Genomic DNA, 22,531 nt, shown 5'->3' on the forward strand with positions numbered 1-22,531 from the left:
GCCGTACAGTTGGTGCTGGTGTAGTGGCTAAAGTTACTGCATAATACAAGTTGTAAAAATAAATCGAGGGCTTAGGCTCTCGATTTATTCTGCAGGTCAGTAGTTCAATTGGTAGAGCGTCGGTCTCCAAAACCGAATGTTGGGGGTTCGAGTCCCTCCTGGCCTGCCAAATTTTTCAAAAAGAAGCTTGATGCTGGCTAAACTGGTCATATAATAAGTCGCGAATCCTACGACGAGTACAAAAATGTCGAATGATAAATCGCGTGACGCATTGAGCGACGCGCCAATTCCCCAAAGAAATAATTCAGCTGAAGTTGTAAATTCTGGTTCCCTTGTAGATATTGTTCTATGGGTGGCTGCCTTAATTTTATTGGTCGGAGCAATGCTTGCGAATCAGCATCTGCCAGCGTATTGGGCGCCTGCAAATGATGTTTGGGTGCGCGTTGGGGTAATTTTGGCTTGTATCATCGTGGCTTTAGGTTTATTATACGCCACCCATCAAGGCAAAGGCTTTATCCGTTTATTGAAAGATGCGCGGATTGAGTTGCGACGTGTGACTTGGCCTACAAAGCAAGAGACTGTGACCACATCTTGGCAAGTTCTTGCGGTAGTTGTTATTGCATCTATTGTTTTATGGTGCTTTGACTATATTTTAGGCTGGTTAATGAAGTTTTTTATCGGGTAAGAGAGCTATGAAACGTTGGTACATTATTCATGCCTATTCAGGCTATGAAAAACAGGTGTTACGCTCACTTAATGATCGAATCCAGCGCAGCGCTGTAGCCGATAGCTTTGGTGAAGTCCTTGTCCCTACTGAAGAAGTAGTGGAAATGAAGGATGGCAAAAAGCGCAAATCAGAGCGTAAATTCTTTCCAGGCTATGTGTTGGTCGAAATGGAAATGAATGATGAGACTTGGCACATTGTTAAAGAATGTCCAAAAGTATTGGGTTTCATCGGCGGTACAGCGGAAAAGCCTGCACCAATTACGCAAAAAGAAGCTGATGCGATTCTTGCTCGTGTACGCAATACTGGTGAAGCGCCTCGTCCTAAGACGATGTTTGAGCCAGGCGAAGAATTACTCGTAATTGACGGTCCATTCACAGACTTTAAAGGTGTGGTGGAAGAAGTCCTTTACGAAAAATCGCGCTTAACGCTGACGATTAATGTATTTAACCGTCCAACGCAAGTTGAATTGGAATTTCGCCAAGTCGAAAAATCAGTTTAATTTGAATTGGCTGGTAAACGCCCGATTTGTTATGAGTCGGGCATTGTTGTTGTAACGGTACCGTTACTTTAAATGTATGGGGAGCCTAACGGCGTCAGTACCCAGAGGTAATTGAAATGGCTAAGAAGATTGACGGCTATATCAAGCTGCAAGTTCCAGCTGGTAAAGCAAATCCATCTCCACCGATTGGTCCTGCGCTAGGTCAACGCGGTGTAAACATCATGGCATTCTGTAAAGAATTCAATGCTGCTACACAAAAAGTTGAAGCTGGTCTTCCAATTCCAGTTGTGATCACTGTGTATAACGACAAGTCGTTCACATTCATCATGAAAACTCCGCCTGCTGCGATTCTGCTTAAGAAAGCTGCCGGTATTCAAAAGGGTTCAGCTGTACCTAACAAAACTAAAGTTGGTAAGTTGACTCGCGCTCAGTTAGAAGAAATTGCGACTACTAAAGAACCAGATTTAACTGGTGCTGATTTAGACGCACGTGTACGCACCATTGCTGGTTCTGCGCGTTCTATGGGCTTGGAAGTGGAGCTATAAGACATGGCTAAATTAACTAAACGTCAAAAGGCCATTGCTGCTGCTGTTGAAGCAAACAAAGTTTACACTTTGGAAGAAGCAGTACAAGTTCTTAGCAGCCTGCCTGCTGTAAAATTCAAAGAATCTTTGGATGTTGCGGTAAACCTGGGTGTTGATCCTCGTAAATCTGACCAAGTTGTTCGCGGCGCGACTACACTTCCTGCAGGTACTGGTAAAACTGTACGTGTTGCTGTGTTTGCTCAAGGCGCTGCTGCTGAAGCTGCTAAAGCTGAAGGCGCGGACGTTGTTGGTTTTGATGATCTTGCTGAAAGCATTCAAGCGGGTAATCTTGACTTTGACGTGGTAATTGCTGCTCCAGATGCAATGCGCGTTGTGGGTAAGCTGGGTACGATTCTTGGTCCACGCGGCTTAATGCCAAACCCGAAAGTGGGTACTGTAACTCCTGACGTAGCAACTGCAGTTAAAAATGCAAAAGCTGGTCAAGCGCGTTACCGTGTAGACAAAGCAGGTATTATCCACGCTGCGATCGGTCAAGTAGGTTTCACTGCTGAAGCTGTTCGTTCAAACGTTGAAGCATTAATTGCTGACCTTAAGAAAGCAAAACCTGCGACTTCTAAAGGTATCTACATCCAAAAGATCACTTTGAGCTCAACTATGGGTCCTGGTCTTGTTGTTGAAGTAGCGAACGTTTCTAAATAAGTTTCGGCTTATTACAGAATTTTAAAGCCCTGAGTAAGTTTTAAAGCACTGCTTTAAAACTTACGCAAGAAACGCTCCGTCGTATTTTGCAAACTTAGGCAAACTTTGAATTGATAAATTTATTTATCAGCGTCAAAGACCTCAGGCGAGAGTGATTTCGATTGCTTTCTTAATTTTCCAGCCTGAGTAGACGCGGTGGTGTGATTTGTTCATCCTCCGCGTGCAAGTTCAGTGATGAACTTGCGAATTGGGAGTGTGCTTCGCGTAAGCACATAAATCACCGTTAGGAGGTTTTACAATGGCTCTTCTTATCGAAGGCAAAAAACAGATCGTTGCTGAAGTAACTGAAGTTGCTTCTACTGCGTTTGCTGCTGTTGTGGCTGACTACCAAGGTTTAACTGTTGAGCAATTAACTGCTCTTCGTGTTGAAGCTCGTAAGTTGGGTGTTGCTACACGTGTTGTACGTAATACTTTGGCTAAACGCGCTCTTCAAGATACTCCATTCAATATCTTGAACGACAACCTTGTTGGCCCAACAATTTTAGCTTTCTCAACTTCTGCAGATGATATGGGTGCTGCGGCACGCTTATTTGAAGAATTTGCGAAAACTAACAAAGCATTTGAACTTAAAGCTGCTGCGTTTGAAGGCAAACTTTATCAAGGCGAAGAAGTTAGCGTTATCGCGAATCTTCCAAACCAAGAGAAAGCGCTTACTATGCTTGCAAGCGTTCTTCAAGCTCCTATTTCGAAATTGGGCCGCTTGCTTACAGCGCTTCAAGAGAAAAACGAGTCAGAAGCTGCATAAGCTCAAACTTAAACACACATCATTCAATACCCATTTGGAGTTAATCTCATGGCTTTAACAAACGAAGAAATCTTAAACGCAGTTGCTGAAAAAACTGTTCTTGAACTTGTTGAACTTATTTCTGCTTTCGAAGAAAAATTCAACGTATCTGCTGCTGCTGTAGCTGTAGCTGCAGGTCCTGCTGCTGCTGCTGTTGAAGAGCAATCAGAATTCAACGTAGAGTTGACTTCTTTTGGCGCGAACAAAGTAGCGGTAATTAAAGCAGTTCGTGAAGCGACTGGCCTTGGTCTTAAAGAAGCTAAAGACATCGTTGAAGGCGCTCCTTCAGTGATCAAAGAAGCTGTTTCTAAAGAAGAAGGCGAAGAACTTAAGAAGAAACTTGAAGAAGCTGGTGCTACAGTTACACTTAAGTAATCTTAAGAGGAGCCGATTTTTTTATAATCGGCTCCAGAAAATGGCTGATGGCTCTTGGGTCATCAGCCTTTTTGCGTTACAATAATCGGCTCGATTTTTGTTTGCATGATATAAAAATCATACAAATTAGAAATAAAGATAAATGTCAAACGCTTACCAATATTTTTCCGTTTAAAAAATATTGTTAAGCGTTTTAATACCACTATAAATTGCAGCATTTGTCAAAGTGGTGGCCATATCGGCCTGCGTAATTCCTTCTAAACCCGTTCTGCAGGCGGGTTTAGTTTACTTTCCGAGGACTCCAGATGGCATACTCATATACCGAAAAGAAACGGATCCGTAAGAATTTTGGTAAATTGCCCAAGGTAATGGATGTTCCGTACTTGCTCGCGATTCAAGTCGACTCGTACAGAACTTTCTTGCAAGATGGCAAAACTCCAAAAAATCGCGAAGATATCGGTCTCCAAGCCGCATTTCGTTCAGTTTTTCCTATAGAAAGTTATTCTGGCAATGCTGCTTTAGAATTTGTTGAGTATAGTCTTGGTAAGCCTGAGTTTGATGTGCGTGAGTGTATTCTCCGCGGCTCAACTTATGCAGCGCCAATGCGTGTAAAAATTCGTCTGATCTTAAAAGACCGCGAAACCAAATCAATTAAAGACGTGCGCGAGCAAGAAGTCTACATGGGCGAAATGCCGCTCATGACTGATAACGGTACTTTCGTTATTAACGGTACTGAGCGTGTAATCGTATCTCAATTGCACCGTTCGCCGGGCGTGTTCTTTGACCATGATAAGGGCAAAACCCATTCAAGCGGTAAAGTGCTTTATTCAGCGCGGATTATTCCTTACCGCGGTTCATGGTTAGACTTTGAATTTGATGCGAAAGACCTGGTCTTTGTGCGTATTGACCGCCGCCGCAAATTGCTTGCGACTGTGGTGCTTCGTGCCTTAGGTTATAACAACTCTCAAATTCTTGATTTGTTCTACGAAAAAGTGCCTGTCTACCTAGACATGGGCAGCTATCAGATTGATCTTGTGCCTGAACGCCTGCGCGGTGAAATGGCCCAGTTTGATATTGCTGATAAAGACGGCAAGGTCATTGTAGAGCAAGGCAAGCGTATCAACGCGCGTCACGTGCGTCAGATGGAAGCAGCAGGGCTTGAGAAGCTTTCAGTTCCAGATGAATACTTATATGAACGCATTATTGCTGAAGACGTGGCTTTACGCGGCGGCGATGTGATTGCGGCAAATACCGTGCTTAGCCATGAAATTATGGTGAAATTGGCTGAAGGCGGTGTGAAGCAATTCAACATCCTGTTCACCAACGATATTGACCGCGGTTCATTCATCGCGGACTCTTTGCGTGCAGATACAACGTCCAGCCGTGAAGAAGCGCTTGTAGAAATCTACAAAGTGATGCGTCCAGGCGAGCCGCCGACGAAAGAAGCAGCTGAAAACTTATTCAACAACCTGTTCTTCTCTTCTGAACGTTATGACCTGTCTCCTGTAGGCCGTATGAAGTTCAACCGCCGTTTGGGCCGCCCTTACGAAGTGGGTACGGATCAGAAGTCACGTGAAGTTGAAGGCATTCTTTCAAACGAAGACATTACTGATGTTCTTCAAACACTGATTGAAATCCGTAACGGTAAAGGTGAAGTCGATGATATCGATCACTTGGGTAACCGCCGTGTGCGTTCTGTCGGTGAAATGACAGAAAACCAATTCCGTGTAGGCCTAGTTCGTGTAGAGCGTGCTGTTAAAGAACGTCTATCTCAAGCTGAAACTGACAACTTGTCTCCGCAAGATTTAATCAATGCGAAGCCAGTTGCTGCTGCAATCAAAGAATTCTTTGGTTCAAGCCAATTGTCTCAGTTCATGGACCAAAACAACCCGCTGTCTGAAATTACACACAAACGCCGTGTATCAGCGCTTGGGCCTGGCGGTTTAACACGTGAACGCGCGGGCTTCGAAGTGCGTGACGTACATCAAACTCACTATGGCCGTGTGTGTCCAATTGAGACGCCTGAAGGTCCAAACATTGGTTTGATCAACTCACTTTCAGTTTACGCTAAATGCAACAACTTCGGTTTCTTGGAAACTCCATACCGTAAAGTTATTGATGGCCGTGTAACTGATGACGTTGAATACTTATCTGCAATTGAAGAAGTAGGCACTGTTATTGCACAGGCCGATTCTGGCGTCGATAAAGACGGCAACCTGCAGGAAGAGTTCGTTTCTGTACGTCATCAAGGTGAATTCGTACGTATGCCTCCTGAAAAAGTGACGCATATGGACGTATCTGCACAACAGGTAGTATCTGTAGCAGCATCATTGATTCCGTTCCTTGAACACGATGACGCCAACCGTGCATTGATGGGTTCGAACATGCAGCGTCAAGCTGTGCCTACGTTAATTGCTGACAAACCGCTTGTAGGTACAGGCATGGAAGCAAACGTAGCGCATGACTCTGGTGTGTGTGTAATTGCGAACCGCGGCGGCCGTATTGAATTTGTTGACGCATCACGTGTCGTGATCCGTGTGAACGAAGACGAAATGGTTGCTGGTGAAGCAGGTGTAGATATCTACAACCTGATCAAATATACCCGTTCGAACCAAAACACCTGTATCAACCAGAAAGTTCTGGTGAAACTGGGTGATAAAGTTGGCCGCGGTGACGTATTGGCTGATGGTCCATCGACTGATGGCGGTGAATTAGCACTTGGTCAAAACATGCGCGTAGCGTTCATGACTTGGAACGGTTACAACTACGAAGACTCGATCTTGTTATCTGAGCGCGTGCTTCAAGAAGACCGTTTGACGTCTATTCACATCCAAGAATTATCATGTGTAGCGCGTGATACTAAACTGGGTGCTGAAGAAATCACTGCGGATATTCCAAACGTGGGTGAAGCTGCACTGTCTAAGCTTGATGAATCAGGTATTGTTTACATTGGTGCTGAAGTCACTGCCGGCGATATCTTGGTTGGTAAAGTAACGCCTAAAGGTGAAACTCAGCTGACTCCTGAAGAAAAATTGCTTCGCGCAATCTTCGGTGAAAAAGCGGCTGACGTAAAAGATTCATCTTTGCGTGTATCTTCATCTGTGAAAGGTACGGTTATTGACGTTCAAGTGTTTACACGTGACGGCCTTGAAAAAGACGAACGTGCTCAAGCAATTGAAAAAGCGCAATTAGATGCATACCGTAAAGACTTAAAAGAAGAATACAAAATCTTCGAAGAAGCTGCGCGTGAACGTATTGTACGCTTGCTGAAAGGTCAAGAATCAAATGGCGGCGGTACAACTAAACGCGGTGACAAACTTTCTGAAGAAGTATTGTCTGGTTTAGAACTTGCTGACTTGCTTGAAATTCAACCGACAGACGAAGGCATTGCTGAACGCCTAACTCAAATTCAAGTGTTCTTGAAAGAGAAGGGCACTGAAATTGATGAGAAATTTGCTGAGAAAAAACGCAAACTTTCTACTGGCGATGAACTGACAACTGGCGTATTGAAAGTTGTTAAAGTTTACTTAGCTGTAAAACGCCGCATCCAGCCGGGTGATAAAATGGCGGGCCGTCACGGTAACAAAGGTGTTGTATCTAACATCTTGCCTGTAGAAGACATGCCGCATGATGCCAACGGTGTTCCTGTAGACGTGGTGCTTAACCCGCTAGGTGTACCGTCACGTATGAACGTGGGTCAGATTCTTGAGACTCACTTGGGTATGGCTGCTAAAGGTCTTGGCGACAAAATCGACAAGATGATGAAAGAGCAGCGTACGGTTCTTGAACTTCGTGAATTCTTAGACAAGATTTACAACAAAGTTGGCGGCGAGCAAGAAGATCTTGATAGCTTAACTGATGATGAAATCTTGGCGCTATCAGGCAACCTGCGTGCCGGTGTTCCTTTGGCAACGCCTGTATTTGACGGTGCTGAAGAATCACAAATTAAAGAATTGCTGGAACTTGGCGGCATTTCACGTACTGGTCAAACAGTATTGTATGATGGCCGTACTGGTGAGCGTTTCGACCGTCCTGTAACTGTAGGTTACATGTACATGCTGAAACTGAACCACTTGGTAGACGACAAAATGCATGCGCGTTCTACCGGTTCTTACTCTCTTGTTACGCAGCAGCCATTGGGCGGTAAAGCGCAGTTCGGTGGTCAGCGTTTCGGTGAGATGGAAGTCTGGGCACTGGAAGCATATGGCGCAGCGTATACGCTCCAAGAAATGCTTACAGTTAAGTCGGATGACGTTGAAGGCCGTACCCGCATCTATAAAAACATTGTAGATGGCAACCATTATATGGATCCGGGCATGCCTGAATCGTTCAACGTATTGACCAAAGAGATCCGTTCTTTAGGTATCAACATTGAACTGAAAAATGGTGACTAATTAGTTCCATTTAATCCCCCCAGCCCCCTTTGAGAAAGGGGGAGTTCCCACTTTAAAAGAGTAGGAGCTTCCCTCCTTAGAAAAGGAAGGGACTGAGGGAGGATTGTTCAGTTAAAAACAATATTTGTGACCCAGCTGTAAAGTGAAAATCTTAACAGCGCACGGAGAAAAAAATTGAAAGACTTGCTCGATATCATGCGCAAAAAGACGGATTCAGACGGCCACGCTCCTGTAGAGTTTGACCGCATCCGTATTGGTCTTGCGTCACCAGAAATGATTAAGTCATGGTCTCACGGCGAAGTTAAAAAGCCTGAAACCATCAACTACCGTACGTTCAAGCCAGAGCGTGACGGTTTGTTCTGTGCCAAAATTTTTGGTCCAGTCAAAGATTACGAATGCTTGTGCGGTAAATACAAGCGTATGAAATACAAAGGCGTCATTTGTGAAAAATGTGGCGTTGAAGTAACAACTGCGAAAGTTCGCCGTGAACGTATGGGTCACATCGAGCTTGCTTCTCCAGTTGCACACATCTGGTTCTTAAAATCACTTCCAAGCCGTATCGGTCTTCTTTTAGACATGACCCTGCGTGATATTGAACGTGTATTGTATTTCGAATCTTACGTTGTAACTGACCCAGGTATGACTCCATTTGAGAAATACCAGCTTCTTAACGATGAAGAATACTTCAATGCGTTAGAAGAGCACGGTGATGAATTCACAGCGAAAATGGGTGCAGAAGCTGTTCAGGATTTGTTGAAAGACATCGATCTTGAAGCTGAAATTTCTCGCCTGCGTGAAGAGATTCCAAACACAACTTCAGAAACGAAGCTTAAAAAAGCGTCTAAACGTCTGAAATTGATGGAAGCATTTAAAGAGTCAAACAACAAGCCAGAATGGATGGTGATGAATGTACTGCCAGTACTTCCACCAGATCTTCGTCCGCTTGTGCCGCTTGAAGGCGGCCGCTTCGCGACTTCTGACTTGAACGACCTTTACCGCCGCGTAATTAACCGTAACAACCGTTTGAAGCGTCTTCTTGACCTTGCAGCGCCAGATATCATCGTACGTAACGAAAAACGTATGCTGCAAGAATCTGTAGATGCATTGCTGGATAACGGTCGTCGCGGTCGTGCAATTACTGGCTCGAACAAACGCCCTCTTAAATCTTTGGCAGACATGATCAAAGGTAAGCAAGGTCGTTTCCGTCAAAACTTACTTGGTAAGCGTGTTGACTATTCAGGCCGTTCGGTAATTACTGTAGGTCCATCACTTCGTTTGCACCAATGCGGTCTTCCGAAAAAAATGGCGCTTGAATTATTCAAGCCATTCATTTTCGCTAAACTGCAGGCATCTGGCCAAGCGACAACCATTAAAGCTGCAAAGAAAATGGTTGAACGCGAAACTCCAGAAGTTTGGGACGTTCTTGCTCACGTAATCCGTCAGCATCCAATCATGCTGAACCGTGCGCCGACGCTTCACCGTTTGGGTCTTCAAGCATTTGAACCGACCCTGATTGAAGGTAAAGCAATCCGTCTTCACCCGTTAGTCTGTGCGGCATTTAACGCCGACTTTGACGGTGACCAAATGGCGGTACACGTGCCATTAACACTTGAAGCTCAATTAGAGGCTCGCGCGTTAATGATGTCAACCAACAACATCTTGTCTCCAGCGAACGGTGAGCCAATCATCGTACCGTCACAGGACGTTGTCTTGGGCTTGTATTACATCACGCGTGATGCAATCAATGCCAAAGGTGAAGGCATGGTGTTTGCGGATACTGACGAAGTAAACCGCGCGCTTGCAACAGGCCAAGTTGATTTGCACGCTCGTGTTAAAGCGCGTGTACATCAAACGGTGATTGATGAAAATGGTAACCGTGAGCATCAAACCATTGTTGTAGATACAACACCTGGCCGCTGCTTGCTTTGGGAAGTTGTGCCTGAAGGCATGGACTTCCAGCAAATTAATGTTGAGATGACCAAAAAGAACATCTCTAAAATCATTAACTCTTGCTACCGTAAATTAGGTCTGAAAGATACAGTGATCTTTGCTGACCAATTGATGTATTTGGGCTTCCGTCAAGCGACACGTTCAGGTGTGTCTGTCGGTATGGAAGACATGCTGATTCCACCGCAAAAACAAGCCATTATTGACAAAGCTGAAACTGAAGTTCGTGAAATTGAACAGCAGTTTGAACAAGGCTTCGTAACTGCGGGCGAACGTTACAACAAAGTGGTCGATATTTGGGCGCGTACCAACGACCAAGTTGCGAAAGCGATGATGGACAACTTGTCATTTACCACTGTTAAAAACAAGCAGGGTGAAGATGAGAAGCAAAAATCATTCAACTCAATCTATATGATGTCTGACTCGGGTGCCCGTGGTTCGGCAGCGCAGATTCGTCAGTTGGCGGGTATGCGTGGTTTGATGGCGAAACCGGATGGCTCGATCATTGAAACCCCAATTAAAGCCAACTTCCGTGAAGGTTTGACCGTACTTCAGTACTTCATTTCAACACACGGTGCGCGTAAAGGTTTGGCCGATACAGCATTGAAAACAGCAAACTCGGGTTACTTAACGCGCCGTCTTGTAGACGTAGCGCAGGATTTGGTTATTACTGAGCCAGATTGCGGTACATTCGACGGTCTAGTGATGACTCCATTCATTCAAGGTGGCGATGTCATCGAGAACTTGGGTGCACGAGTTCTTGGCCGTGTTGTTGCTGAAGATGTGAAGAAAGTGGGTTCGGAAGAAGTTCTTCTTGCGCGTAATACTTTGATTGATGAAAAACTAGCTACATTTATTGAAAATGCTGGTATTGACGAAATTAAAGTACGTTCAGTGGTTAACTGTGCGTCAACATTCGGTGTCTGTGCGAAATGTTACGGCCGTGACTTGGCCCGCGGTCATCAGGTGAACCCTGGTGAATCTGTAGGTGTAATGGCTGCGCAGTCAATTGGTGAGCCGGGTACACAGTTAACTATGCGTACGTTCCACGTGGGCGGTGCTGCAAGCCGAACATCTGCTGCCAACAGTATTCAAGTGCGCAACAAAGGTACTGTACGTTTCCATAATGTGAAAACTGTACAGCACGCGAAAGGCCACTTGGTATCGACTTCTCGTTCAGGCGAGATCGGTATTGCAGATGACTTGGGCCGTGAACGCGAACGCTACAAAATTCCATACGGTGCGTCGATCATTCTGAAAGATGGCGAAGAAGTGGCTGCAGGCGGTATCGTGGCGACTTGGGATCCGCATACGCATCCATTAGTAACAGAAGTTGCCGGTAAAGTGCGTTTCAGCCAAATCGCTGACGGCGTAACTGTGACATCGAAAACTGATGATGCAACAGGCATGACCACGATTGAAATCTTGCCAGTGACTTCACGTCCTGCGTCAGGCAAAGATCTGCGTCCAGCCGTCGTATTAGATACAGTAGATGGCGGTGAACAGTTCTACTTCCTGCCGCAAAACACGATTCTTTCTGTCCGTAATGGCGAAACAATCGGTGTCGGTGATGTTATCGGCCGTGTACCGCAAGAAACTTCACGTACCCGTGACATTACCGGTGGTTTGCCGCGTGTAGCTGACTTGTTCGAAGCGCGTAAGCCGAAAGAGCATGCAATTCTTGCTGAAATTTCAGGTGTGGTCAGCTTCGGTAAAGAAACTAAAGGCAAAAACCGTTTAGTGATTACCCCAGATGACGGTTCTGAGATCTACGAAGAACTGATTCCGAAATGGCGTACTATCAACGTGTTCGAAGGCGAGCATGTGAACCGCGGCGAAACGATTTCTGACGGTCCGCAGAACCCGCATGACATCTTGCGTCTGAAGGGTGAAGTGGCGTTGACCAACTACATCGTTAACGAAGTTCAAGACGTATACCGCCTGCAAGGTGTAAAAATCAACGATAAGCATATTGAAGTGATCGTGCGTCAAATGCTGCGTAAAGTCGACATCACGGATGGCGGCGATACAAGCTTCATTAAAGGCGAACAAGTGGATTACATCCGCGTTGTCGGTGAAAACCAGGCCGTATTGGCTCAGAACAAGTTCCCTGCGAAGTTTGAACGTCAGTTGATGGGTATCACCAAAGCATCGCTTTCTACTGATTCGTTCATCTCTGCTGCATCGTTCCAGGAAACAACTCGCGTGTTGACTGAAGCGGCTGTAACAGGTAAAGAAGATGACTTGCGCGGTCTGAAAGAAAATGTGGTTGTAGGCCGTCTGATTCCAGCGGGTACAGGTTTGGCTTACCACTTGGAACGCCGCCGTCAAGAAGCAGAAGCTGCTGAACAAGAGCTTCATAATGACTTCTCTGATGTTGATCAGGCGCTTAGCCAAGCATTTAGCCAAGAGTTCAACAACGGTCTTTAAGCCCTGAGTTGATGTGATATGAAAGGCGCCTTCGGGCGCCTTTTTTTATGCCGGCAATGTTCCAGATAAATGAAAAATACCGCTTTATTATTATTCAAAATTTGCCTATATTGAAATGAGAACGAATTTATTTACTTTATTTTTTTAATAAAAGAATAGGAAAAATTTATGAAAGCAATTCAAAAAGTTTTAGCATTTACGGTTTTATCTACGTCTGCAAGTGTGTTTGCAGCACCGCTGCCAGCCAGTATTGTGGTGGAAGATAAGGCTGTTGTCCCTGTCTTGAAAACTGAAGTAATCCGCAAGGCAGCAGGGCAAGAGCCTGTACGTGAGGTTCAAGCAACTGTTTTTGAAGTAACCAATAACGGCAAAGATATTGTGGCTAGAGAAATTCAGCTGCAAGATAATCAAGCTCAGTTTTCAGACAAAAAATTGTCCGCGCCTGTGATCAAAAAAGGCGGCGTGATTGTTCCAACCTCGAAAGTTGAAGTCAATAAAACGGTTAAGCAGGATGGCCAAGTTCTGCTTCAAACGAAAAGCATTGATGCGGAAGGCGTAGAATTTAAGAAGGGTCAGGAGCCAGTGAAGCGTACTTTACAAGTGGAGCAGGCCAAACTTCCAGAAAGTAAGGCGAAGGTTTCACATGCTGTCATCACTAACAATGGTGCGGTGACCAGAGACGTGACTGTACTCAGTGAAGATGAATAAGATCACTGTATTTTATGCAGTTTTGAGTCATGAATAGCGCTGATTTATTCAGAGCTATCTTACAAATTACTGCAAATTTTTTCTTAGAATTAACAATTATTCAGATTTAGTTCCATGATATGAAAATATAATGTAACTAAAGCAAAATGGGGAATGGTTATGAAAAAAGTATTAGGTGCAGTTGCAATAACTGCGATGTCTGCGATGTCTGCAATGCTGTTGGCTGGCTGTGAAAACATGTCCGCCAATGAACAGCGGATCGGCGCAGCGGCATTAGGCGGTGCAATCGGCGGCGGCGCAGGCAGCCATATTGGCGGTACAGCAGGCGCTGCTGTTGGCGGCGGCGCAGGCGCTGCAATCGGCAGCAAGACCCAAAATGGCTCTAACCGCAACGCGACATATAGCGGTGTGGGAGGCGCAATTGGTTCTGCAGTCGGCAAAAGTGTATTTGGCGGCAATGCAGGCGCAGCAATCGGCGGCGCAATCGGCGGCGGCGCAGGCGCTGCAATCGAGCAGAAACGCTAGGCTTGAATATTGAGAAAAGCGCTTGAATGATCAGGCGCTTTTTTATTTGCGGGCTTTAGACGATTTCCGCCGGATATACAGTGTTTTTTGAACTTCGGCAATGCGCAGGCCTGCCTCATCAAAAATATTTAAAGAATAGTTGCGGATCACAGGCGTGTAGTTTTCCGCTAAAACTTTGATATGTTCAATTTCCTGAAAGTCCAGACGGACGTCTGCATAGACGGTGCCGCGTCCAGGCGACAGAAATTGAATATTGGCGCCTTTATCCCAGACAATATATTTTGAGCCTAAATGATGCATCAGAAGCAGCATATATAGAGGATCCACCATGGAATATAGGCTGCCGCCAAAATGCACGCCAATGATATTGCGGTTCTTATGCGTCAGCGGCATTTTTACTCGAATATGATAATTGGGCAGGTCTATCTTGGTAATTTCAATGCCGGCGCCTTTATACGGCGCGTAGTGGTTGAGTAAAAATTTCGAGACAATTGGAATTGTCATTATTTTTTGCTTTAAGCTCATATCGGTCAATTTCTTTTTATGATCAGACCACCATACTAGAACAGAATAAAAGCTCTGGCATTGATCTGACAGCCAGCGCATCAGCGCAAAACGCCAATAAAAGGACCGCGACATGGAAGCACGTACACAGTGGGTGAATACCTCGGATCAGCAGCGACTTTACGTGAAAGCCTGGGGCGATGAGCGCAGCCCGGCTTTGGTTTTGGTGCACGGCTATCCGGATAACCAAGAAGTTTGGGAGCCGGTGATTCAGCTGCTGATGAAAGATTTTTATATTGTGACCTATGATGTGCGCGGCGCTGGCCAGTCAACTATTCCCAAGCGCGTAAAGGATTTTCGGCTGGAACAGCTGTCGCAGGATTTAGACAGCGTCACGCAGGCTGTATTGGGCGGCCGGCCTTTTCACTTGGCTGCGCATGACTGGGGATCTATTCAGTCGTGGGAGTCTGTGACTGAACCGAAGTTCCGCGGGCGGATTTTATCCTATACCACAATATCTGGACCTTGCCTGGATCATGCCGCCTATTGGATGCGTCAGCAATTTCAGCATGAAAAAACAAAATTTTTTAAACAATTGAGCAAGTCTTGGTATATCGCGGCTTTTCAATTGCCATTTTTGGCGCCAGCGGCCTGGAACTTTTTCAGCCCAGAGCGCTGGAATGCTGTGGTGGCTAAGCTGGAAAGGCAGATGGGCCTGCCGCAGAACGCCAATATTGTGAAAGACGGAAAGTATGGCGTGGGGCTGTACCGCGCCAACTTTATACCGCGTTTGCTGAAACCGCGTGAGCGTTTTGCAGTTTGCCCAGTGCAGGCCGTGGTTCTGAAGTATGATAATTTTGTCAGTCCGGCCTTAATTGATGAAGTGCCGAAATGGGCAGAAGATTTTACCCGGGCCGAATTGGACGCCAATCATTGGGCGGTGCTGAGCGTGCCTGAGAAAATAGCCGGCTGCATTGCTGAGTTTGCTCAGAAGCAGCCCAGCCAGGAAATTTAATCTGGGGCAGAAAACCGGCCCATCTGTAAAGTGAGGGTGAATGCGGCTCAAATTGCAGTTTATGGTTTTTTAATCTGCTAAAATGGCGTTTTTTCATCTTCCCTTAATCTATTCATGAATGCCGTAGTAATCGCGATTGCGGTGATGTTTATACTCTCCATCGCACGAGTTTCTGTTGTCTTGACTTTGGTCATTTCAGCAATCATTGGCGGCCTGGTCGCTGGACTGAGCCTGTCAGATACCATCAATGCATTTAACTCTGGCTTAGGCGATGGCGCAGAAGTTGCGCTGGCTTATGCAGTGCTTGGCGCATTTGCGCTAGCGCTGTCAAAATCAGGGCTTCCTGATTTATTGGCGCATAAGCTGATTGGCCTGCTGGGTGCAGAAGTCAGCCATGTCCGGGCCAAAAGGGTGAAATATTTGCTGTTAAGTATTTTGCTGGTGGCTGCAATCTGCTCTCAGAACCTGATTCCTGTGCATATTGCCTTTATCCCTGTATTGGTTCCGCCTTTATTGAAGGTCATGAACCATTTGAATTTAGACCGCCGCGCCGCTGCCTGCGTTTTAACGCTGGGCTTGGTGGGGACGTATATTTTGCTGCCGGTCGGCTTTGGCGCTATTTTCCTGGAACAGATTTTGATGGGCAACATCAATAAAATTGGCGCAGCTTACGGTTTGCATGTGGAGCGCTGGATGATGCCTGCGGGGATGGCCATTCCTGTATTGGGCATGGCACTTGGGACGCTTTTTGCAGTGTTTGTCAGTTACCGCAAGCCCCGCATATATGTGGATCGCGCTGTAGCCCGGGTCACTACAATTGATTTAGATAAACCGATTCGCGCAGGCGAAGTGCAGCTGCTGGATGATGCAGAAGAATTAAAGCATGAAGCTGAAAAAGCGCCGGTGATCGCTAAAAAAACCATGCTGATGGCATTCCTGGCCATTGTATTGACCTTGGCTGCTCAGCTGTATTCAGGCTCAATGATTTTAGGCGGTTTAGTCGGTTTTGCCGTCTTGTCCGGCGCAGGCATTTTTAAATGGCAAGATGCAGATGATGTCTTTGTGCAAGGCATGCGCATGATGGCTTTAGTGGGCTTCATCATGATTTCCGCAGCAGGTTTTGCATCCGTGATGACACAGACCGGAGACATTAATCAGCTGGTCAATGGCGTGGTGCATATCATTGGTGATAATCATGCGCTTGCTGCCTTCCTCATGCTGTTTATTGGCTTGTTTGTCACCATTGGGATTGGTTCATCATTTTCCAGTGTGCCTGTGCTGGCGGTGATTTATGTCCCGCTTTGCGTGCAATTCGGTTTCAGCCCGCTGGCGACGGTCGCGCTGATTGGCACAGCGGCTGCATTGGGTGATGCAGGTTCACCTGCGTCGGATTCAACTTTGGGCCCAACCGCAGGCCTTGGGGTGGATGGCCAGCATGATCATATCTGGGATACGGTGATTCCTACATTCATCCATTTCAATATTCCATTAATGATCTTTGGCTGGATTGCGGCGATGGTGCTTTAATCCGTTAAATGAATAAAAAAGGCGATTTTTAAATCGCCTTTTTTATGCCAAATTCTGATTGAAACTGTCTGGATAAAATAATATTTATTATTTAATTCCGATGATTTTGGTTGGTATATAATGCGGATAATATAATATTTTTATAAGTTAATAAAACCCACCTTTAAGCTTGGTTTAAAATAAATAATTATATTAAACAAATGCTTATTAAATAATAATAATTAATATTAATTAATACTATTGCATAATTTTTATAATAACGGATATGATTAATTAATGTTTGAAATTAGATATTAATTTTCCCAGAGGTTGTTTGAATATGTTAAAGCAAGTTGCTCTTATTTCATTATTGGGTCTTTCTGCTTCTGCAATGGCAGGTCAATGGCAGGTGAAAGTTGGCGGTTCAGCAGTTGCTCCAACAAGTGATACTTCTGTCTCTGGCTTAGGTGTTGTGAAAGCGGATAGTGAATTAGCATTCACACCATCTGTAGAATATTTCTTTAATGATAATATTTCTGCAGAACTGCTTTTAGCGGCGCCTATCAGCCATGATGTAACATTAAATGGTGTAGATGCCGTTAAGCTTAAGCACTTGCCGCCAACAATTACGGCAAAGTATCACTTTAAAAATGCAAGCCGTTTTACGCCTTATGTGGGTGTAGGTGCAACTGCATTTATTCCATGGGATGAAGAAACGCGCGGTTTAGGCGGTCTTGATGTTGATGTAAAAGAGGCTTACGGTGTTGCTGGTCAGATTGGTTTTAATTTCCAGCCTGCAGATGCGAAGAATTGGGGCGTTTTTGCAGATGTCCGTTATGCACAGCTGAGCCCGGAAGTGAAAATTGAAACACTTCAATCTTTTGATCTAGATATTGATCCACTTGTTTACACCATTGGCTACAGCTACAGATTCTAATAATAATAAATAAAATCAGCGCTTGAACCCCATCTATATGATGGGGTTTTTATTCATGCGCTGCACAAAATTATAACGATTATGGAAATAGGCTGTATTGCGGCCTAAGGTGATTCAACGTACAGTTTAATAACTGAAATTTATAAAAAAAGCCCTAAAGGGAATTTTAATGAGAAGGGCGGCAGGCATGAAAATTCAGCAATATTTAGCTTTGGTTCTTTTCAGCGGCGCAAGTTATTTTACTTCTGCAGCCAGCTTTGACTGCAATCAGGCAAAAACAGTCACGGAACATACGGTCTGCAATCATGTCATTTTAAATGATGCAGATGTAAAAATGGCTACGACTTACAATATTCTTAAGCGTCTGGTGCCGATGGGCACGAGAGGGGCGATTCAGGATCAGCAGGTGAAATGGCTGCAGATGCGGGATCAATGCCGTGACAATATCAGCTGTCTGACGGAGGTCTATAAAATGCGTCAGCAAAAACTGGATCTGTATATGAACCGCATCTATCAGCAAGGGCCGTTTTAAGCCCTTTTTTCATGCTTGCGGGATTGAAAATTTATGAAGTTGCTCCATTCATATAGCTGTATATAAAAAAACTGTTCATATTTGAGGATAAACTGATGAGCGAGCAAAACGTAAAAAAACACAGCTTTCAGGCAGAAGTCGCACAGTTGCTGCATTTGGTGACCCATTCGCTGTATTCCAATCCTGAAATTTTCCTGCGCGAACTGATTTCAAATGCGTCTGATGCCTGTGATAAATTGCGTTTTGAAGGCATCAAGCATGCCGAATACTATGAAAATGATCCAAACCTGCATGTCCGCGTCATTTTAGATCAAGAGCATAAAACACTGACGATTTCTGACAATGGCATTGGCCTGAGCCGGCAGGAAGCCATTGACAACTTAGGCACTATTGCAAAATCCGGCACCAAGGACTTTATGTCCAAACTGACAGGCGACCAAAAATCGGATGCACAGCTGATTGGCCAGTTTGGCGTCGGCTTTTATTCAGGCTTTATTGTTGCAGATAAAATTACTGTGGAATCGCGCCGCGCCGGCTTAGAGGCCTCTGAAGGCGTGCGCTGGATCAGTGGTGGTACAGGCGAGTTTGAGGTGGAGCAAATCAGCAAGGCTTCACGTGGAACCGATATCATTCTGCATCTGCGTGATGATGCTTTGGATTATTTGGACGCATATAAAGTCAAGCAGATTATCAATAAATACTCAGACCACATCAGCTTGCCGATTGAAATGCAGAAGGAAATCTGGCAGGAAGAAGACGCGGCAGAAGGAGAAGAGCCAAAAGCTGGCCAATACGTGAAAACGGATGAGTGGGAAGCCATTAATTCTGCCAGCGCCTTATGGACCCGTAGCAAAAGTGAAATTACCGATGAGCAGTACATCGAATTTTATAAAAATTTGACGCATGATTTTGATGCGCCTTTGGCTTGGGCGCATAACCGTGTCGAAGGCGGCACTGAATATACGCAGCTGCTGTACATCCCAGGCAAAGCGCCGGGCAATATTTTTACCCGTGAAGCTAAAGCGGGCATCAAGCTGTATGTGAAGCGCGTGTTTATTATGGATGATGCAGATAATCTGATTCCAAATTATCTGCGTTTTGTACAGGGTGTTGTAGACAGCGCTGATTTGCCGCTGAATGTCAGCCGTGAATTGCTGCAGGAAAGTCGTGATGTGAAAACTATTCGAGAAGGTAATGCGCGCCGTGTCTTGAACTTGCTGGATGGCTTAGCCAAGTCTGAAGCTGTGCAGGAACAGGATAAATACAAAACCTTCTATGCTGAATTTGGTGCTGTATTAAAAGAAGGGCTGGGAGAAGACTTCGGCAACCGTGAACGCATTTTGAAATTATTGCGCTTTGCCAGCTCAGTGAGTGATGAGGTATCGACGTCTTTGGCAGATTACAAAGCCCGTATGAAAGAAGGTCAAAAGGCTATTTATTATGTAACGGCAGACAGTCTGAGCGCCGCCAAAAATTCACCGCAGCTGGAACTGTTCAAGAAAAAGGGCATTGAAGTGCTGCTGATGTCTGAGCGTGTGGATGAATGGGCGATGGAATTCGTGACTGAATTTGATGGCTTGCCGATGCAGAACGTGGCGAAAGGCGCTGTAGATTTAGGTGATTTGCAGGATGCGGAAGAGAAGAAAGCCTTGGAAGCTGCCGCTGAACAATTTAAGCCCGTGGTGGACAAACTGGCAGATTCTTTAAAAGGCAAAACTAAAGAGGTGCGTGTCACAACGCGCTTAGTTGATTCGCCAGCCTGTTTGGTCACAGGGGATGGTGAACTTTCACCGCAATTGATCCGCATGCTGAAGCAGGCGGGCCAGCCAGTGCCGGAAAGCAAGCCCATTTTAGAAATTAATCCAGAGCATCCTTTGGTGAAAAAACTGGATGGCGCTGCGCATTTTGATGATTTGGCGAATGTGATTTTTGATCAGGCGCTGATTGCGGAAGGCGGTTTGCCTGAAGATCCGGCGTCGTATTTAAAACGCATTAACAGCCTGCTGTTAAAATCATAAACAGCATGCGCTAAAACAGCGTCAGAACAATACCAGTCAGTGCAAAAGCTGACTGGTATTTTTTTTGAATATGACGGCTGTATTGAAGCAGCCTGAATGTCATCCATGGCGCTCAGAAGCAAGCGCCGTATATGGCGCAGCACCGTTGCAAATCACATCCCTGATTTGATTTGAGCTGCTGAGCCTGCATCGAGACCGGTAAAAGTGCCGGCGGATATGTCTAAACGCCTTGACTGCAGCATGATTCCGTCAAGTGGCTTTTGTACCCAGGCTGAATTCAGAATAAGGCTTCCATACGCACCAGCGCGCCTATAAAATGGCTGCGGTCATTGCGGTGATCATTCAGGTAATTTAAATCGCCCTGAATATAAAACCATTCTCTTAAAAATGGCTGACGCCATGATACATAAGGCCCCCAGCTGTTTAAGCGCAAATCTTTATTATTGAGGAAACCGCCTGTATATACGCCGTAGCTGAACGTATGCTCATGGAAAAACTTATGCTGGCGGAAGATGAAATTATCCCAGGTGAGATCATCTTCCTGCGTATCCGCATAGGTAAGGTTAAACTGGTCTGCTAATAGGGCTTTATTGGGGCTGTTTTGAACCAGCTCTAAATTGGTGCGCAAATAATTTTCACTGTCTACGCCGTAGCGGTAAATTTGTTCAGCATGGAATTTGAAATCATTTTCAAGTTCCCAGTCTTTTTTTGCTTTGACACGGATATAGATATCATCTCTGGAGCGGACACCGAGGTCAAAATCAGTTTCAAAAGGAAGATGTTTGGAGAAATTTGACCAGCGCAGCGCCAGAGAGCTGTTGTCTTCACGTATGCGCTCTTTATCAAAATTTTTATCTGATGCGCTTGGGGTATTTTCATTGGTAATGGCATTGTTGTTAGCCAACTCATTGTCTAGAGAGTCATCACCAAACACTAAGCTAACTTTGCGCTCTAAGGTCGGCAGTTTGATCTTGCCTCGAATGCGGGGCTTGAATTCGTAGCCATCATGCTTATTCCAGCTGCTGTCTAGCAGAACCCGCAGTGTCGCAGACGCTGGATGACGGGGATCTGGGTCTCCAAACCAATTGTCAATTTTATTGGCGGTTCTGTCTGCCCAGTTGCGGATGCTTTTCTGCTGGCGGTCGCTCCATGTGCTGTCTTCTGTTTCAGCTGTCGTGGGCACATAGCTGGAATCAGACTGTTCTGGCAGAAAAGTTGGCACAGCATCGATCATCCGTGGAATTAGATAGAGCAAGCTTTGTTCACTGTTATTAACCGTATCTATATTTTCGGCATTAGCTGCTGGCGCTGCAGCTGGTGTTTCATTGGCCAAAACTGTACAGCATGTGATCCCTAGAGCCGCAGAAAGAAAAATTTTTTTTGCAAAGCAGATATTATTTTTGGGCATATTCTAAAGCTCTTATATATCTTTTACTTAACTATAGTTTTGTTGGATATCTCATAGAAAAGCAAGAATTAGCTGCAATAATAATACCATTTAAAATCAGTTAGGCCAGCTCGCCTGGCAGATGCTGCTGAATGGCCTCATACAGTTCTACAGCATGGATGGGCTGAGGCAGAGTTGAAATAATGGATTGGATCATTTGCCAATTTAGGCCATGTCTGCGGTGCAAAATTAAATAGGGATAGGCGGTTTCTGTTTTCGACAGCGCTAAGCGTTTTTCACCATGAATCACGCGGATTTTTTGCCGTTCTTCTAGCAGTAAAATAGGGGTGTTGAAATCTGCCTCTTGTTCTGAAAATTGAATGAACTTTTGTGTGTGAATGGCTTGAGATGGGATAAATGGATGGCCATGATCCATTTCCCAGACGGTTTTTGCCTGTTTATAACAGCATTTAAACAGCGTTTCTGCACGCTGCAGTGAAGTTTCCAGCGCAGTCAGGCTGATTTCGTGAGAGGAGGCTAGCCGATGGCCGGACTGTTCAGCGAACAGCTGGCTGAGTTCTACCGCCTGCACTGGATTGCATGCGCCCAAAAGGATCAAATGCTTGATGAATTGCCCTTGCGTATTAATTTGCGCTGCAATATAGACTGGGCGGGTGTGCCATGTATCGAATTCGGCGCCATACAGCGCAATGTCATACTGCTGTGCAATTTCAGGCGCATCAGGCAGCAGCACGGCATACAGCGGCGGCTTTTGAGCTGCAGGCAATACCAGCTTATGCATCTGGCCCTGCATTTTATTGAATAGAATGGATTCAGGAATCTGCCTTGACACGTCCATTATAGGCGTTGAATCTTCGGCTTCGGCTTCGGCTTCGGCTTCGGCTTCGGCTTCGGCTTCGGCTTCGGCTTCGGCTTCGG

General features: G+C 45.4%; 17 protein-coding genes, 1 tRNA gene and 1 pseudogene. 16 read left to right on the plus strand and 3 right to left on the minus strand.

Annotation, left to right across the window (positions count from 1 at the left end; genetic code table 11):
* The first annotated feature begins 93 nt into the window (after positions 1-93).
* The 11 genes from OKC24_RS10040 (at position 94) to OKC24_RS10090 (ending at position 13,693) form a co-directional block, all read left to right on the plus strand.
* Positions 94-169: transfer RNA gene (locus OKC24_RS10040), tRNA-Trp, on the plus strand.
* Between the two features lie 75 nt (positions 170-244).
* Complete coding sequence (gene secE / locus OKC24_RS10045) at positions 245-685, plus strand: preprotein translocase subunit SecE (RefSeq protein WP_130143850.1); 441 nt, start codon at positions 245-247, stop codon at positions 683-685.
* 7 nt (positions 686-692) lie between these two features.
* On the plus strand, positions 693-1,226 hold the full coding sequence (gene nusG, locus OKC24_RS10050) for a transcription termination/antitermination protein NusG (protein ID WP_005006980.1): 534 nt from the start codon (positions 693-695) through the stop codon (positions 1,224-1,226).
* Between the two features lie 116 nt (positions 1,227-1,342).
* Positions 1,343-1,771, plus strand: coding sequence for a 50S ribosomal protein L11 (rplK, locus tag OKC24_RS10055; RefSeq protein WP_004868049.1), 429 nt, complete (start codon positions 1,343-1,345; stop codon positions 1,769-1,771).
* Positions 1,772-1,774: 3 nt separating this feature from the next.
* On the plus strand, positions 1,775-2,470 hold the full coding sequence (gene rplA, locus OKC24_RS10060; RefSeq protein WP_130143849.1) for a 50S ribosomal protein L1: 696 nt from the start codon (positions 1,775-1,777) through the stop codon (positions 2,468-2,470).
* A gap of 298 nt (positions 2,471-2,768) precedes the next feature.
* Entirely contained in the window at positions 2,769-3,275 is a 507-nt protein-coding gene (gene rplJ / locus OKC24_RS10065; protein WP_004692769.1) for a 50S ribosomal protein L10, read from the plus strand.
* Positions 3,276-3,323: 48 nt separating this feature from the next.
* Positions 3,324-3,689: a 50S ribosomal protein L7/L12 gene (gene rplL, locus OKC24_RS10070; protein WP_130143848.1), complete on the plus strand. Its 366-nt coding sequence runs from the start codon at positions 3,324-3,326 to the stop codon at positions 3,687-3,689.
* A 305-nt stretch (positions 3,690-3,994) separates the two neighbouring features.
* Positions 3,995-8,083 carry a DNA-directed RNA polymerase subunit beta gene (gene rpoB, locus OKC24_RS10075; RefSeq protein WP_130143847.1) on the plus strand — a complete coding sequence of 1,363 codons (4,089 nt, stop codon included), beginning with the start codon at positions 3,995-3,997 and terminating at the stop codon, positions 8,081-8,083.
* A 174-nt stretch (positions 8,084-8,257) separates the two neighbouring features.
* Positions 8,258-12,460 carry a DNA-directed RNA polymerase subunit beta' gene (gene rpoC, locus OKC24_RS10080; RefSeq protein ID WP_005006987.1) on the plus strand — a complete coding sequence of 1,401 codons (4,203 nt, stop codon included), beginning with the start codon at positions 8,258-8,260 and terminating at the stop codon, positions 12,458-12,460.
* A gap of 168 nt (positions 12,461-12,628) precedes the next feature.
* Positions 12,629-13,168, plus strand: a complete 540-nt coding sequence (locus OKC24_RS10085) for a hypothetical protein (protein WP_131277320.1) — start codon at positions 12,629-12,631, stop codon at positions 13,166-13,168.
* 159 nt (positions 13,169-13,327) lie between these two features.
* Complete coding sequence (locus tag OKC24_RS10090; RefSeq protein WP_131277318.1) at positions 13,328-13,693, plus strand: DNA transfer protein p32; 366 nt, start codon at positions 13,328-13,330, stop codon at positions 13,691-13,693.
* A 42-nt stretch (positions 13,694-13,735) separates the two neighbouring features.
* On the opposite strand, the gene OKC24_RS10095 is transcribed toward OKC24_RS10090, so the two are convergent.
* The gene (locus OKC24_RS10095) at positions 13,736-14,197 is read right to left on the minus strand and encodes a DUF4442 domain-containing protein (RefSeq protein ID WP_409360576.1); all 462 of its coding nucleotides are present in this window, start codon (positions 14,195-14,197) and stop codon (positions 13,736-13,738) included.
* Positions 14,198-14,330: 133 nt separating this feature from the next.
* Between OKC24_RS10095 and OKC24_RS10100 the strand changes: the two genes are divergently transcribed.
* The 5 genes from OKC24_RS10100 to htpG all read left to right on the plus strand — a co-directional run bounded on the left by OKC24_RS10100 (position 14,331) and on the right by htpG (position 20,205).
* Positions 14,331-15,212 carry an alpha/beta fold hydrolase gene (locus OKC24_RS10100; RefSeq protein ID WP_265465026.1) on the plus strand — a complete coding sequence of 294 codons (882 nt, stop codon included), beginning with the start codon at positions 14,331-14,333 and terminating at the stop codon, positions 15,210-15,212.
* 114 nt (positions 15,213-15,326) lie between these two features.
* Complete coding sequence (locus OKC24_RS10105) at positions 15,327-16,739, plus strand: Na+/H+ antiporter family protein (RefSeq protein ID WP_130143844.1); 1,413 nt, start codon at positions 15,327-15,329, stop codon at positions 16,737-16,739.
* A 319-nt stretch (positions 16,740-17,058) separates the two neighbouring features.
* Complete coding sequence (locus tag OKC24_RS10110; protein WP_130143843.1) at positions 17,059-17,655, plus strand: OmpW/AlkL family protein; 597 nt, start codon at positions 17,059-17,061, stop codon at positions 17,653-17,655.
* 187 nt (positions 17,656-17,842) lie between these two features.
* Positions 17,843-18,187: a lysozyme inhibitor LprI family protein gene (locus OKC24_RS10115; RefSeq protein ID WP_130143842.1), complete on the plus strand. Its 345-nt coding sequence runs from the start codon at positions 17,843-17,845 to the stop codon at positions 18,185-18,187.
* Positions 18,188-18,282: 95 nt separating this feature from the next.
* Positions 18,283-20,205 carry a molecular chaperone HtpG gene (gene htpG / locus OKC24_RS10120; RefSeq protein ID WP_130143841.1) on the plus strand — a complete coding sequence of 641 codons (1,923 nt, stop codon included), beginning with the start codon at positions 18,283-18,285 and terminating at the stop codon, positions 20,203-20,205.
* Between the two features lie 277 nt (positions 20,206-20,482).
* Here the strand turns inward: htpG and OKC24_RS10125 are convergent, their stop codons facing one another.
* Entirely contained in the window at positions 20,483-21,613 is a 1,131-nt protein-coding gene (locus tag OKC24_RS10125; RefSeq protein WP_265465027.1) for a hypothetical protein, read from the minus strand.
* 100 nt (positions 21,614-21,713) lie between these two features.
* A pseudogene (locus tag OKC24_RS10130) lies at positions 21,714-22,531 on the minus strand (hypothetical protein); the annotation flags it as partial.

Source organism: Acinetobacter entericus (assembly GCF_026168575.1).
In the GTDB taxonomy this organism is placed as follows: domain Bacteria; phylum Pseudomonadota; class Gammaproteobacteria; order Pseudomonadales; family Moraxellaceae; genus Acinetobacter; species Acinetobacter bouvetii.